The organism is Microcoleus sp. D2_18a_B4, assembly GCF_036702475.1.
Lineage (GTDB): Bacteria > Cyanobacteriota > Cyanobacteriia > Cyanobacteriales > Microcoleaceae > Microcoleus.
Genome location: NZ_JAUBTL010000036.1, coordinates 20,780 through 35,610, shown reverse-complemented (window position 1 = coordinate 35,610; position 14,831 = coordinate 20,780). Strand labels below are relative to the sequence as shown.

General features: G+C 46.9%; 10 protein-coding genes. 8 read left to right on the top strand and 2 right to left on the bottom strand.

Annotated elements, in window-relative coordinates; genetic code table 11:
- The first annotated feature begins 93 nt into the window (after positions 1-93).
- Positions 94-666 carry a Uma2 family endonuclease gene (locus QUB04_RS19965; protein WP_333286986.1) on the top strand — a complete coding sequence of 191 codons (573 nt, stop codon included), beginning with the start codon at positions 94-96 and terminating at the stop codon, positions 664-666.
- Positions 667-736: 70 nt separating this feature from the next.
- Here QUB04_RS19965 and pheT read toward each other — a convergent pair whose 3' ends face one another.
- The gene (gene pheT, locus QUB04_RS19960) at positions 737-3,223 is read right to left on the bottom strand and encodes a phenylalanine--tRNA ligase subunit beta (RefSeq protein ID WP_333286984.1); all 2,487 of its coding nucleotides are present in this window, start codon (positions 3,221-3,223) and stop codon (positions 737-739) included.
- A 405-nt stretch (positions 3,224-3,628) separates the two neighbouring features.
- Here pheT and QUB04_RS19955 point away from each other — a divergent pair, with 405 nt between their 5' ends.
- The 6 genes from QUB04_RS19955 to QUB04_RS19930 all read left to right on the top strand — a co-directional run bounded on the left by QUB04_RS19955 (position 3,629) and on the right by QUB04_RS19930 (position 12,881).
- On the top strand, positions 3,629-4,858 hold the full coding sequence (locus QUB04_RS19955) for a transposase (RefSeq protein ID WP_333286982.1): 1,230 nt from the start codon (positions 3,629-3,631) through the stop codon (positions 4,856-4,858).
- 250 nt (positions 4,859-5,108) lie between these two features.
- The gene (locus QUB04_RS19950; protein WP_333286980.1) at positions 5,109-6,740 is read left to right on the top strand and encodes a serine/threonine-protein kinase; all 1,632 of its coding nucleotides are present in this window, start codon (positions 5,109-5,111) and stop codon (positions 6,738-6,740) included.
- An 8-nt stretch (positions 6,741-6,748) separates the two neighbouring features.
- Entirely contained in the window at positions 6,749-6,925 is a 177-nt protein-coding gene (locus QUB04_RS19945; protein WP_333286978.1) for a hypothetical protein, read from the top strand.
- 2 nt (positions 6,926-6,927) lie between these two features.
- Positions 6,928-10,104, top strand: coding sequence for an MASE1 domain-containing protein (locus QUB04_RS19940; protein WP_333286976.1), 3,177 nt, complete (start codon positions 6,928-6,930; stop codon positions 10,102-10,104).
- 163 nt (positions 10,105-10,267) lie between these two features.
- Positions 10,268-12,076, top strand: coding sequence for a PAS domain-containing sensor histidine kinase (locus tag QUB04_RS19935; RefSeq protein WP_333286974.1), 1,809 nt, complete (start codon positions 10,268-10,270; stop codon positions 12,074-12,076).
- Between the two features lie 322 nt (positions 12,077-12,398).
- The gene (locus tag QUB04_RS19930; RefSeq protein ID WP_333286972.1) at positions 12,399-12,881 is read left to right on the top strand and encodes a hypothetical protein; all 483 of its coding nucleotides are present in this window, start codon (positions 12,399-12,401) and stop codon (positions 12,879-12,881) included.
- Between the two features lie 120 nt (positions 12,882-13,001).
- Here the strand turns inward: QUB04_RS19930 and QUB04_RS19925 are convergent, their stop codons facing one another.
- Complete coding sequence (locus QUB04_RS19925; RefSeq protein WP_333286969.1) at positions 13,002-13,514, bottom strand: WbuC family cupin fold metalloprotein; 513 nt, start codon at positions 13,512-13,514, stop codon at positions 13,002-13,004.
- Positions 13,515-13,590: 76 nt separating this feature from the next.
- Here QUB04_RS19925 and QUB04_RS19920 point away from each other — a divergent pair, with 76 nt between their 5' ends.
- On the top strand, positions 13,591-14,814 hold the full coding sequence (locus QUB04_RS19920) for a tetratricopeptide repeat protein (protein WP_445301075.1): 1,224 nt from the start codon (positions 13,591-13,593) through the stop codon (positions 14,812-14,814).
- The last annotated feature ends 17 nt before the right edge of the window (positions 14,815-14,831 follow it).

Sequence of the window (14,831 nt, the reverse complement as noted above, 5' to 3'; positions counted from 1 at the left end):
ATTTTAACGATAAGATTAATGAACCGCAGAGGGCGCAGAGGGCGCAGAGGAAGAGGGGAAAGAGAGAGGATTGTTAGATAGGAGAAGATGGCTATGACTTTATTAGATATTCGTTTGTTGACGGTTCAAGAGTATCACCGCATGGCAGAAATTGGTATTTTTGAGGAAGACGAACGAGTTGAATTATTGGCAGGACAGATAGTAAAGATGGCTGCAAAAGGAACAGCACACAGTGCAGCGGTGACACGCACAGAGAAGTTACTGGAAAACCGTTTGGGAGAGCGAGTTTTGGTGCGGCTGCAAGATCCAGTTCGGCTCAATGATTACTCGGAACCTGAACCCGATCTTGCTGTGGTCGTACCCGATCCGCTTTACTATGAAGACCATCATCCAACTCCTTCTGAAGTTTATCTGATTATTGAAGTAGCCGATACTACGCTGAGAACAGATTTGGGGATAAAAGCAAATCTTTATGCTCAGTCAGGAATTGCTGATTATTGGGTTTTGGATGTTAATAATCGGCAACTTCACGTATTTCGAGAGCCGACTCAGGATGGCTATGAGAGTATAGTAGTTCTTGGAGATGATGCGAGTATTTCTCCTTTGCAATTTCCTGATTTTTATTTTATGGTTGGGGAGATGTTGCGGCCGTTGGTGACAATTTAATTAACGTTAAAAATTGAGTCCGCCAGGGAATTCATTCCCTGGCAGTTTCCATTGCTGAGTAGCAGCCTCTTTAGCTTCTCAAACTAACGCCGAATTTCTCAACTAAAACATCGCGAACTTTTTGTTGTGCCGGTTCGACATCGCTTTCGCTCAAAGTTCGATCGCCCGCGCGGTAAATTAACCGAAAAGCCAAACTCCGCTGTCCCGCCGGCACGTTGTCGCCCCGATATTCGTCGAACAATTCCACGGAATCCAGCAAACTACCCGCCGCCTTTTTCATCGCACTCTGCATCTCAACAACCGGAACTTCAATCGGGGCGAAAAACGCAATGTCTCTGTCAGAAGCGGGGAAACTCGAATAACCCGCGAACTTGCGAGTTAAGTTGTTCGATCGCCCTAATTCACCCAACAGCACCGCTAAATCTAATTGAAACACGTAAACCTGCTCTGGCAAATCCTTTTCCTGCTGCAATTGCGGGTGCAACTGTCCGAAAACCCCTAAATGTTTCCCGTTTAACGATAACGCAGCGGTGCGGCCCGGATGCAGCCTTGTGGGGCGGGCATCTTGCCCGCCACTAATAGGATAAACATCCTGTTTACCATCATCTTGTCGATATTCCACCGACAAACCCAACTCTTGAAATGCGCTTTCCAAAATACCTTTGGCCTCAAACCAAGTCAAAGGTCGATCGCGCCCAGACTGCTGCCATTTCCACACAGTCGGATCGCCGCCGATAATCCCCGCAACTGCATCCGCTTCCTTCATTGCATCCCCATCTTTCCAAAAAATGCGGCCGACTTCAAAACCGTTTAGTGCGCCATTTCCCTGTTCCAAATTGTACTGGAAAGCATCAATCAAACCCGACAGCATTTCAGTCCGCAAAGCTGAATACTCCACAAACAGCGGATTCGCCAGCACTACTTGATTGTCTCCCTCAGTTTTCACTAAAGAATAGTGCATCAACTCCGTCAACCCGGCCGCCCGAAAAGCCGATCGCACATTCCGAATTGCCGCATATTCTGGTGACAGATAACCGGGTTCCGTTTTGCTGGGCAGAGTATCGCAGAAATTGTCATAACCGTGGAGTCTGGCAACTTCTTCAATTAAGTCAATTTCCCTTTCTAAATCGCGGTAGCGGTAAGGAGGAACAGTTATCGCAAACACCCGTTCTTTTTCCGTCTGCACAACTTCGCATCCCAAAGCTGTCAGGATATTTTTCACCTCTTCCGGTTCCAGATATTTAGAACCGCCGGTTTGTCCTCTTTTCAACTGCCCCAAAACCAGATTTACTCGGTCTAAACGCAATTCGAGCGATCGGCTAAAACTCAAATCATCCCCCGAACTCGCCGTTTTCTGCACCGTCGCAGTGCCTCCAGCCAACTCCAAAATTAGGGCAACAGCGCGGTTGCAGGCCGTCGTCAATGCCGCCTGATTTACCCCCCGTTCGTAGCGGATCGATGCCTCGCTGCGGAGGCCTTGAGCGCGCGCAGAACGGCGAATCGTTGCCTGGTCAAAAATCGCTGCTTCCAAAACTAAATTTTGCGTGCCTTCGTGAACTTCCGTATCTTCGCCGCCCATTACGCCAGCTAAGGCAACGGGTTTGTCGCTAGCAGTAATTAACAGATTTTGTGCTTGCAAATTGCGGTTTTGTCCGTCCAAAGTTTTGAAGGATTCCCCTGATGAAGCAAAGCGGACGCCGATGCTGATATCTTGAGTACCGGTGAAAGATTGCAGGCGATCGCGATCGAAAGCGTGCAGCGGTTGTCCCCATTCCAGCAAAATGTAATTAGTTACGTCAACTACATTATTAATCGGCCGCACTCCCGCCGCCTGCAACCGCTGCTGCAACCAAGCTGGAGAAGCAGCAATTTTCACACCTTCAATTGCCGTGCCGATGTAAATCGGGCATCCTTGCGCTTCCGATATTTCTACTGCCAAACCTGGACTTTCTTTGCCCTCAATCACAACACCATTCGCTTCGGGAATTCTCAAACTCGCCCCAGTCAGCGCCGCCACTTCCCGCGCTACACCCACCATGCTCAAAGCGTCAGCACGGTTGGCAGTTGCTGTCAAGTCTAAAATCACATCGTCTAAACCCAAAAGCGGGCGAATATCGCTGCCCAATTCGGGATTTTCTAACTCGAAAATGTGAATTCCGGCTGACTCTTTAGATAGTCCCAATTCCGCCAGAGAGCAAATCATTCCTTCGGAAGGAACGCCCCGCAATTTAGCAGGTTTAATCTTTAAATCAATAGTCGGGAGAAAAGTGCCGACAACAGCGACAGGCACGTAAATGTCTGCCCTAGCGTTGGGTGCGCCGCAAACAATATTCAAAGCTTGTGAAGAGCCGACATCCACTTGACAAACTCTCAATTTGTCTGCATTCGGATGCTGTTCGCAGGCGATAATTTTGCCCAAAACTACACCGCTTGCCCACGGGCGGCGGTCTTCGATTTCTTCAACTTCAAAGCCTGCCATTGTCAGGGTTTCGGCTAATTCTTCCGGCGATATCGCCACATCCACCAATTCCCGGAGCCAGTTTAGAGAAATACGCATAATTTAGTCAGTAGTCAGTAGTTAGTTGTCAGTAGTTAGTTGTCCGTTGTCCGCCCCGGCGAACTTCGACTGTGTAGCCTCAGCATAAATTATCGGACACTTATACCACATTAGTTTATTTTTGTCAACACCTTTTTGTGATTGACGCAAAAACGAGCGATGAGTCCAAAGGTCACTAATTGGTGACAAATTAGTAACATTCTCAAAATAGAATGAGGTATGCTAGAAGTATCTGACAGGACAAAGAGCATCTAAATTTAGCTCAATAGCTTTCATCTCCGCACTCTATCCGATCGAGGATGAGTGGCGGGATAAAAGCCCGCCCATCAAGGGGGTTCGAGGCCCCGTAGATGGACAATTATTTTTTATTTCAAGACTAACTTTCAAGCATGGTATAATTATGGCATGATTAGAGCATATAAATACAAATTACGTCCTAACTCATGGCAAGCCAATCAATTTGATGAGTGGCTTAATTTGTTGCGGATGCAGTATAACTATAGGCTGTCAGAGCGTTTTAACTGGTATGAGTCCACTCGTTGCCCTCTCGATTCATGCTCTCTGGTATCATGCAGTATTGCTCCCATACTCGAACAGCCAGATTATTACTGGCAAAAGCGAGACTTACTCAATACCAAAAAGCTATTTCCTGAGTACAGACAGATTCATTCTCAGGTATTGCAGAATTGTGTTGAGAAAGTTAAAAAAGCTTTTGATCGATATATCAAGGCTGACAAAACTGGTCAGCGTTCTGGCAAGCCAAGATTTAAAGGGAAAGGTAGATATCACAGTTTCACCTATAGCCAGATGAAACAGGACTGCATCAAAGGTAATCGCATCACTTTACCGAAAATTGGTGACGTGAAGATTATCTTGCACCGTCCTATTCCCGATGGATTTAAAATCAAAACTGTTCAGATTGTCAAAGCTGCGGATGGTTACTATGTCACCTTGACTTTACAAGATGTCACCGTGCCAACCCTACGCTATGATATCAATCTCGATCGTGCAGTTGGTATTGATATGGGACTCAAGGATTTCTTGATAACCAGTGATGCTGATACTGTAACCATTCCTCAGTTTGCTAGAAAAGCCCAAAAGGATAAAAAACTGCGAAATAAATCTGTCTCTCGCAAAAAGAAAGGCAGTAATCGCAGACGAAAAGCTGTTAAACGTCTTGCTAAACATCATCAAAAAGTGGCAAGGCAACGCAGAGACTTTCATTGCAAGACTGCAAAGCGATTACTAGACAAATACGACCTAATTGGCTTTGAAGATTTGAATGTCAAAAGTTTGGCTAGAACTAGGATGGCAAAGTCAATCCTAGATGCTGGTTGGAGTGAATTCCTATCTATTCTGGTTTGTAAGGCTGAAAGTGCTGGCAAATTGGCTATAGCTGTGAATCCAAATGGCACTACCCAAAATTGTTCTAGTTGTGGTACTCGCATCCCTAAAACTATTGCCGACAGATGGCATAGTTGCCATGTCTGCGGTCTTGAACTAGATAGGGATGTGAATGCTGCAATTAATGTCAAGAATATTGCTGTCGGGCGGACAGTGATTAAAGCTCAGCGTGCTTCCGATGCAGATGCAGGATTAGCTGAGAAGCCCACCCTATACTCGTCCGCGAGTTAGGGTTGGGAGTCGTCACCAAGTCTTTAAACTATCTTCAAGGATAATCTACCGAAAAAACTCACAGCAGCGAGATAATCAAAATAGGGAAAAGATATCGGCCTAATAGACTTAGGTGCAATTCCAATTCGCAACCGGACGCACGGCCCGCCGGCAAATGATAGATCAGTATTTCTACCAGAAGCAGGAACAGGCAATTTGTGCGTCGATCGACGCTGACAAGATCAGAACAACATAGGCAAACTCAATCAACATGAGCTACTGCGTAAATCCGGGCTGTCCACATCCTCAAAACCCTGCTGACTCTATTCTTCAGTGTCAGACTTGCGGTGCGCGGTTATTGCTGCGCGCTCGCTACCGAGTCATTGAACCGTTAGGACAAGGAGGTTTTGGAGCTACATTTCTGGCAAAAGACATCTCATTGCCCGGTCAACCGAGTTGTGTAGTCAAACAACTGCGACCCAGTAGTTCGTCGCCGCGAGTTTTAGAAATGGCGCGGGAATTATTCAAGCGAGAGGCAAAAACCCTCGGCCAACTGGGCGACCACCCGCAAGTACCGAGGCTGCTAGATTATTTTGAAACGGAACAGCAATTTTACTTAGTTCAAGAGTATGTTAAAGGCTCGACATTGAAACAAGAAGTCAAGCACTCAGGTCGTTTCAACGAATCGGATGTTAAAAATTTTCTATTAGAAATTCTGCCAGTAGTGCAATATATCCACAGCCAAGGAGTAATTCACAGAGACATCAAACCCGCAAATATTATTCGCCGAGTTCAAGACGGCCACTTAGTTCTGATTGATTTCGGAGCGGTAAAAGACCAAGTTAGCCAAACAATATTATTAGACCCCGCCGACCAAAGCGCCAACACGAAATTTTCAGTCGGCACATTTAGTTTTGCTCCCCCGGAACAAATGGCGCTGCGGCCGATATTTGCCAGCGACATCTACGCGGTGGGGATGACTTGCTTGTACTTGCTGACAGGAAAATCGCCCAAGGATTTAGATTTTGATGGAGTAACCGGCGAAATTGTTTGGCAGCCCCACGTTCAGGTAAGCCCAAATTTTGCGCGGATTCTCGAAAAAATGCTGAAGCCGATGGTTGGTCACCGCTTCCAATCAGCAGCAGATGTCCTCAGAGCTCTCTCTGGCGAATTTGAAGACCCAAGTCTTGTCGATGGCTTGGCAACTCAATTCAACGGCTCTTCTCGTGCAGTTGAAGAACCGACAATATTTAATGAGGAGGGTTCTTCGTGGTCACGGCCTGAGAGCAAAATTAATCACGATTTACGATCGAACCACACCCGCGCTGGTAGAAGTTCCTTCACCCAATCCGGGAACACGGGGATGCAGCCCAGAGTTTCCCGGACTCTGGCTGAGTCAGGCAGAACTTTCGGAACGGTTGGACATTCTAGCGGCAATTTAGCAGCGTCAAAGCTATCGAAAGTTGCTCCTAAGTGGGACACCAATAGCTTGCGAGCGGCATATTTTAAAGGCAAGCGCGATTTTGCTGACTGCGATCTGTCTGGCCTACAACTGCAAAAATTGCAGTTAGCGGGAAGTAATTTTTATCAGGCTAGGTTGGTGAAGGCAAATTTGCAAGCAGCGGATTTGTCGGGGGCGAATTTGGGTCACGCCCGGTTAATTCAGGCGAATTTGCGAGATGCCAACTTGACAGAGGCTTATTGCAGCACTGCCAATTTTGAAGGCGCGGATTTCCGAGGTGCTGACTTGACGGGGGCTTATTTGACTAAGGCGAATTTGCGGGGAGCAAATTTGTGCGGGGCGAATCTTACGAACGCTACAGTTTCTGAGGAACAACTGGCAATGGCAAAGACCAATTGGCTTACTGTTAAGCCGGATGGTAAGCGGACTTTTGGATTTTAATAAGTCAGTTGTCAGTTGTCAGTTGTCAGTTGTCAGTAGGCAGTTGTCATAAGTTAACAGTCAACAGTCAACAGTCAACAGTCCACAGTCAACTCCCCCAGTCAGGTGAGTCGTCAGGAGGAAGCTCGATCGCCCCAAAGCCGCCTAAATTAAGAACTAGGAATGGAGGATTCGATCGCACCTAAACATGAAACTGCTCAACCGCCGCACTCGAACGCTTCTGTACACCGGCATCCTGGCGCTGGCCTACTTTGTTACCGGAAAACTCGCAGCGTCGATGCTGGGACTGGTGAAAGGCGAACCCTCCCCCGTGTGGCCGCCCGCCGGTATTGCTCTAGCGGCACTGCTACTGCAAGGGCGACGGATGTGGCCGGGAATTGTCCTCGGTTCGGTGCTGTTAAACTCTACCGGCGGTATACCGTCGGCTGTTATTGCCACATCGGCCTTTAGCGTCACCCTGCAAGCGCTGGCTGGAGAGGCTTTACTGACTTGGAGCGGATTTTCTACCAAACTCGATCGACTGCGAGATGTTCTGGCTTTAGTAGCGGGCGCTGTCATCGGGTCTACTCTTGTGGGTTCTATCCTCGGCAACTTGGGTACGTGCATTTTTGGTTGGGCTCAGTGGAGCAATTTCTCTCGCAACTGGTGGACTACGTGGCTCGGAGACGGCATGGGAATTTTGATTGTAACGCCCGTGCTGCTGACTTTGAACCACGTCGTTAACAGTTTTAAATTTCCACTAAAACTCAGATATTTCATTATTCTCAATTACTTGTTTAGGAACAGGCAAGATGCCTGTTCCACAAGAGATGAATTTTCTTGTGGAACAGGCATCTTGCCTGTTCTTGATAATGGTGTAAGAGGTGAGAAACAATCTCGGATTATTTCTATTTTAAAACCCTTTTTTAACTGGGAAAGTTACCAATCACAAGTTACAAATTATCCCCGGAGATTTCCTGCACCTGAAAACCGCTACAATCTTCTATTTTTAATCATTAATTATTCAGAAATAGCGCTCTGGCTGACTCTCTTGCTGAGCGTTAGCTGGCTATTTTTTTGCTCAAAAACACAAGCGGCGATCGCTCAGTATCCGCTGGAGTATCTGCCTTTTCCTCTAATAGTTTGGGCTGCCCTGCGGTTTCAACCGGCGGGAGCGATTTTTGCTTATTCGATCGTCTCTTACATCGCGATTTGGGGAGCAGTGCAGGGAGGCGGCCCGTTTTTGGCCAAAAGCGATAATCTCAAACAGGCGGTTTTATTTTTACAAGCTTTTACCGGTACGATCGCCCTTGTGGCTCTGATGTTGGCCGCCGCCGTAGCAGAACGCCAGCAAGCGCTGGTGGAGGTGCGCCGCACGGCAGCCATGCTGCGCGATCGCGAAGCTAGTTTAGCCAACGCTCAGCGCATCGCTCACTTGGGAAATTGGGATTTAAATTGCGCCGCCCTCACAGCAACTGACAACTGCCAAGAATCCGCAGAACATCATATATCTAATATCGAATTGCGGTGGTCAAACGAACTTTACCGCCTCTTGGGTTTTGCTCCTGGAACTGTCAAACCGACACCAGAAGTTTTTTTGCAGGCGGTACATCCAGAAGACCGAGAATTGGTGGCGCGATCGCAGCGCCAAGCTATGTTTGAACGCCAAGCCTATTGCATTAACTACCGAATTGTGCTGGCAGATGGCTCCGAACGTACTGTCTGCGAACAGTCGGCAATTGAGTCAGGGGCGATCGCCGCCACAGTCCAAGACGTTACCGAACGCCACCGCGCGGAAACCGCTTTGCGGGCGTCCTCCGATCGCGATCGCTTGCTCTCAGAAATCGCCCTGCGAATTCGCAACTCCCTCGACCTCGAAGAAATTCTCAATACTACTGTTGCCGAAGTCCGGCAATTTTTCAAGGCAGACCGCGCTTTCATCGGTATTGTGGACGCGGACGGGGTAAATCTTCCTAGCCCGGTGTACGGTAAGGTTGTGGCCGAGTCTGTGGGAAGCCAATGCCGTTCTCTTTTGGGGTGGGTACTCGCTGACGAGAATCATCTCGAAAGCCAGAAAACTTTTTATGCTAACAACCGCGTCCGATCTATCTCCGATTCTGCTAGCGTTCAACTCAGCGTTCCAATTGCCCAATTGTACAGCGACTATCAAATTCGCGCGACGTTAAATGTGCCGATCTTCCTGGGGGATGAATTGTTCGGGATCTTGGCCGTCAACCAGTGTTCGGGGCCCCGCCAGTGGCAGGAATTTGAAATTGATTTGTTGGAAAAACTCGCTACCCAAGTGGCGATCGCTCTACAGCAAGCCCAACTTTTGCAGCAGGTAAAAGCTCTCAATGCCAACTTGGAATCTCAAGTCGAGGAACGCACCCACCAACTACAGCAAAAAATGCACGAGTTGCAAGAAAGCAACCGCTTGAAAGACCTATTTTTGCACGCAGTTTCTCACAATCTCCGCACTCCTGTTATGGGAATGTTAATACTGCTAAAAAATTTGCTCAACAAATCGCCCTCTGACTCTCTACAAGATGTTCCGGTTTCTCGATCGATTTTGCAGCGCATCGTTCAGGCCAGCGAACACCAGTTGACTATGGTTAATGCCCTGCTCGACGCTCACGCTAGCGAGGTCAAAGGGATTGTTCTCAATACTGTACCGCTGCATTTGCCGTCTTTAGCTTCAGCCATTGTTGCCGATTTAGAACCGATGCTGGCCAAAAATCAAGCAAGTTTGACTCAGGATATTCCGGCGGATTTGCCACAAGTCAATGCCGATCGCCAACACTTGCAGCGGGTGCTAGAAAATCTGTTGACTAATGCTATTAAACACAATCCTCCAGGAGTCAATATAACTTTTAAATCCGAGGTAATTGAAGTTGAAACAGCGCTCAGTTATGAAGAAAATTCCCAGGTTTTAACATCGCCCAATAATCCGCTTGCCCGCTGTATCGCTAATGGGATATCTGCTGCGGGCGATCGTCCTAGGATGGGCGAGACCACCCTGAAAAATCAGGAAACCCTGGCCAAATTCAACCTCGACGGCAGTTGCAAAATGCCCCGCTATCAGGGTCAAATTGGCAATATCGGCAGCAAATTGCCCGGTGTCACCGTAAAAATGGTTCGCTGTACTGTAACAGATAATGGAGTGGGAATCAGCGCCAAACAGCGGGAATCTTTGTTTGAACTTTACGTTCAAGACCCGAATAGCCGACAATTAACAGGGCTGGGTTTGGGATTGTACCTCTCCAAGCAAATTATCAAAGCTCACGGCGGCGAAATCGGCGTCGAAAGCACTCCCGGAGGTGGCTCGACTTTCTGGTTTTCGCTACCTGCTGTTAACTCGGATGATCGATCTTCCCCAATCCTTTAATCTCTAATCTAAAATCCGCGCAACCCCTAAGTTTTGGGACTCACAGTCAACAGTCAACAGTCAACAGCCAGCAGTCAACAGTCAACAGTCAACAGTCAACAGTCAACAGTCAACAGTCATTCCGGTGCAACCGGAATTGATATAATCTAAAAGCTAAAATGGTATGACCTATTTGGGCAATGCAAAACCAGTTCAGGCATTAACGGTTTACGAGGGGTGGCGCGATCGCTTCCTCCGAGATCGGCTGCGCCCTGCTGTCGGAATTGCCATCTTTTTTGCCTTCACAATAACTGTCTATTTTCTGGGCGAAAGATTCTTCGCTCGCCAGGAGTTTGAAAGTGTTTATTTGTACACGAGCGCTGCTGTAGAATTGGGTTTATTGACCTGTTTTGTGTTGCAAAAAACCTCCTTCGGACAGCGCTATCCCGGTTTGCTATTTTTGGGTTTTTCGTGGTCGCTGACGGTGATTGTACAGCTTGGGCTAGCTGTCGCACAAGCCGGGGAATTACCAATTTTTACCTGGAGTTTAGCGTTTCTGATCCAAGCTACGGTGATGCCCGTCCGCTGGCGTCTCCACCTGATTTCTCAACTCGGCGTTTTGTGTTGCCACGTCGGGATAAATTTGGTTTTAAATCTAAGTTTTGCTAAGTATACTCCTTTTAAGTTGACCGGGTTGTACTTATATTTGTTTTGGTTTTGTTTGATTTGTGACTTGTCCGTTTATTGGTACGAATGTCTGCAACGGAAAGAGTTTAGTACGAGGCGTGAGTTGGAATCTGCTTACCAGCAGTTGGAGGCGGCGGAGGCGAAGTACCGCAGCATTTTTGAGAATGCCGGCGAGGGGATTTTTCAAAGCACTCCCGATGGCCGTTATATTACTGCCAATCCAGCTTTGGCGCGGATTTACGGCTGCGATTCCCCGGAAGAAGTGACGGCAAAGTTTACTGATATTGAGCGGCAGTTGTACGTCGATCCGGCTCGCAGAAATGAGTTTTTGCGATCGATCGAGAAAAGCGGCACAGTATCGGATTTTGAATCTAAAATTTACCGTTCAGACGGCAGTATTGTGTGGATTTCTGAGAAGGCGCGGGCGGTACGGGACAGCAGCGGCGCTGTGCTTTATTATGAGGGTTTAATTGAGGATATCACGCAGCGCAAACAGGCACAAGAATCGCTGCGGCTGTTTATCCACGCTCTTTCTCACGACTTGCGAAACCCGGTAGCGGGAATGTTAATGGTGCTGAAAAATTGGCAGACGAAACCTGGGGATTCGATCGCAATTCCCCGTTCTGTTTTGGATCGGATGATTCAAGGTAGCGAGCAGCAATTGCGCTTGATAAATTCGCTGTTGGAAGTTCACGCCGGGGAATTGCGCGGTTTGGTTCTGCACTGCGAATCGGTTAACTTGAGGGCGATAGTTGAAGCCGCTGCGACCGATTTGGAGCCTTTAATGAATGAGGGTAAAGCTACTTTTAAAAATTTAGTCCCGGATGATTTGCCAGCCGTGAATGCTGACAAAACTCAGTTGTGGCGCGTGTTATCTAATTTAATAGCTAATGCTTTGAAACACAATTTTCCGGGACTGAATTTAACAGTTTCTGCTCAAGTAATCAAGGCTGAAAAATTAACTATAAATCAAAGGAGAGCCAAACAAGACATCGACAAATTACCGATTACCAATCCACAATCCCCCATTACCAATCCCCAATCCCCAATCCCCAATCCCGGAAGTAGGATGATTTACTGTACCGTGGAAGATGACGGGGCGGGAATATTGCCGGAACAGTGCGAACATCTTTTTGACCTTTACGTTAGGGGTGATCAATCCCGACACTCCGTCGGTTTGGGTTTGGGTCTATATCTTTGTCGGCAAATTATTAATGCTCACGGCGGCCAAATAGGGGTAATTAGCACTCCCGGTGCTGGGGCAAGTTTTTGGTTTACTTTGCCGCTGGCTGAGAATTTTCGGTAATTTTTTGGTATTTTAAATTACATTTAATCTAGCAATCGTGTCATATATTAAGAACGTTCTTAATTGCGGAAACCCTTGCGAAATATGCTTCTGCCTTCTTCCTTCTTGCTGCGGCTATACTTGTGTTGTGCCGTCGCAGGTGCTTTTTGAGTGGTTCAAGCCAAATCAGTAGATCGGACTATTTCGAGCGGACTATTGATATTAATTTAAAACCGTGGTAGAGTGAGCAAAATGTTTTCCAAGGAAAAATAAATTTCAGATCTTCACATTTTCTTTAGAAACATCATTTAATCTAGAAAATCTCTAAAACTAGATAAAAAATATGCAATTTATGTTGGTCGAGCAAAGCTCAGAAAATACAGCTAAAGACGATGCAGCTAAATATAACGAGCGGTCGTTATCCACTTTAATTCGGACGCTCCGTCTTTCCCAAGGTTACTTTTCTTTCGTTTTAGTCAACTGCAACTCGCTGGCTTTGCGGCAGCAAATAGTCGATCGCCTGCAAGTAAATTGTCCCGTGAAACCGCAGCAACTGTTTTTGCCCAAATCGGCTACAACTCTCTACAGGACAATCGCAGCAGAAATAGACGGGGAACAGCCTCCAGCTTTAATGCTCCTCGGTTTGGAATCAGTAGAGGCGATCGATAGATTGCTGGTTTCTACCAACCTACTATGCAGCGAATTCAGCAAAACATTTTCGTTTCCCCTCGTCTTTTGGGTGACGGATGAACTTCTGAGAAAAATCATTCGCACCGCCCCGGATTTATACAATCGGATGACGACAATTAGATTCATCAGTCCTTAGTAATCAGCCGATCGATTTTAGATTTTAGATTTTAGATTTTAGATTTTAGGTTTTTAACCGTCAACAGTCAATCGATTTTAGATTTTAGATTTTAGATTTTAGATTTTTAACAGTCAACAGTCAACAGTCAACAGTCAACTGTCTATTGTTAAATTCGGCTTCCCAAATCCGAACTAATTCTCGCGCCGCCGCAGTTCCCTCCGCAGGAAAACTTGCCAAAAAGTCTTTATCAGCCCCCACGTCGTAAGGCCCTTCCTTAAACTCCAAAATCACAGTATCCGGTGTCAAAGCTACTAACGTGTGAATAGTGCCCTCTGGCAGTTCGACAGCGCGAGTCGGGCCGGCCGCGCTGACTCGCAAGGAGCGCAGGATTTGACCGTTTTCGTTCAAAATAACAATACCGACTTCTCCTTGAATCACCACAAAAAACTCAAAACCGTTAACTGCAGGCGGGCGCAGGTGTTGGTGAGGGCGGACATAAGTGCCCGGTTGCAGCACGTTGACAAACCGCTGCACCTTTTCAGACAAATCGTGGAAATTGTAATTTTGTCGCTGGCGGGGACTGCGGCGGGAGGAAGCGGCAACTTCGTCTAGCAATTCTTGCGTCAGCAATTTGATCGGAGGGGACTGCACAACAGATATCCTGTATTTAAGAGTTTGTGAACAAATGGGCTAGTCTGGGATCATCGTTATCAGCATCTCTTGACACATGGAAATCGCAACTCAGGTGCGTATCACTAAGGCAATGCGTTTGTCAAGTATCTTTAGAACAACTATTAGCCCGATCGCCCTTTTGACTATTCTAGTCTGCGCCAGTAGCGTTTCTGCCTCTGAACCGAGGGTGGCACTGTTGGTTCAGCAGGAATTCTCACAGCAGCAACTTAAAGAAGAAATTCGCGATCGAGTTCAAGAAGAAGTTGACATTGCTTTCGGGCGCATAGCCGTACTGCTTAACGGGCTGATAATTGCCCTAACTTTGTTTCCGACAGCAGCCGGAGTCGGGGTTTGGTTTCTGTTGAGTAAATTGTCCAAGCAGACAACAATTGCCCGCCAAGAAATTGAAAGTCTCCATTACGATACAATCTCTCAATTAAAACTATTAATTTCGGACGCTGAAACTATCTTAGGCGAAATTCAACACCAAAGTCACGCGGCGGATGCAGAAACAGACTTGTTATTTCCCGACGCCCAAATTCAAGAATTTGCTCCGGTTAACTATGGCAATTACCAACAGCTATTGACGGCCGCCGACTATGCTAAACAGGGAGATGCTTGTTTCTTTGAAAACCGTTATCAAGATGCGATCGCAGCTTACGATCAGGCCCTGAAGATTCAGCCGGATTTAGCCGATACTTGGAATAACCGAGGAGTAGTGCTCACGAGAATGCAGCGGTATCCAGAGGCGATCGCCTCTTACGAACAAGCTACTACAATTCGTCCGAATTATCCCGATGCTTGGAACAATCGAGGCGTGGTATTGTTGGAGTTGCAGAAGTACCAGGATGCGATCGGCTGTTACGAACAGGCAATTCAAGCCAAACCCGATTATGCCGATGCTTGGAACAACCGAGGCGTTGCTTTTTCCAAAATGCAGGAGTACGAACAAGCAGTAATTTCTTACAATCAAGCCCTACAAATTAAAAATGATTATACTGACGCTTGGAACAATCGAGGCGTTGCACTCTCCAAATTGCAAAAATACGAAGATGCGATCGCTTCCTACGACAATGCTGCTAAAATCCGACCTGATTTTTACAGAATTTGGTACAACAAAGCCCGATGTTATGCCCTACAAGGTAAAATTGAATTAGCAATTGAAAATTTAAAGCGCGCCCTCAATCTCAATCCGAATGTGTGTAAAGAGTTGGCAAAAAGTGAAGCTGATTTGGAGAAGATTCGCGAACATGAGGCATTCAAGCAGTTGATAAGTTAATACATTGAGCCTAGGGC

Excerpts from the sequence above, each read along its gene's own strand:
- QUB04_RS19920 (WP_445301075.1), top strand. The coding sequence starts at position 13,591 with ATGGAAATCGCAACTCAGGTGCGTATCACTAAGGCAATGCGTTTGTCA.
- QUB04_RS19930 (WP_333286972.1), top strand. The coding sequence starts at position 12,399 with ATGCAATTTATGTTGGTCGAGCAAAGCTCAGAAAATACAGCTAAAGAC.
- QUB04_RS19935 (WP_333286974.1), top strand. The coding sequence starts at position 10,268 with ATGACCTATTTGGGCAATGCAAAACCAGTTCAGGCATTAACGGTTTAC.
- QUB04_RS19955 (WP_333286982.1), top strand. The coding sequence starts at position 3,629 with ATGATTAGAGCATATAAATACAAATTACGTCCTAACTCATGGCAAGCC.
- pheT (WP_333286984.1), bottom strand. The coding sequence starts at position 3,223 with ATGCGTATTTCTCTAAACTGGCTCCGGGAATTGGTGGATGTGGCGATA.
- QUB04_RS19940 (WP_333286976.1), top strand. The coding sequence starts at position 6,928 with ATGAAACTGCTCAACCGCCGCACTCGAACGCTTCTGTACACCGGCATC.
- QUB04_RS19950 (WP_333286980.1), top strand. The coding sequence starts at position 5,109 with ATGAGCTACTGCGTAAATCCGGGCTGTCCACATCCTCAAAACCCTGCT.
- QUB04_RS19965 (WP_333286986.1), top strand. The coding sequence starts at position 94 with ATGACTTTATTAGATATTCGTTTGTTGACGGTTCAAGAGTATCACCGC.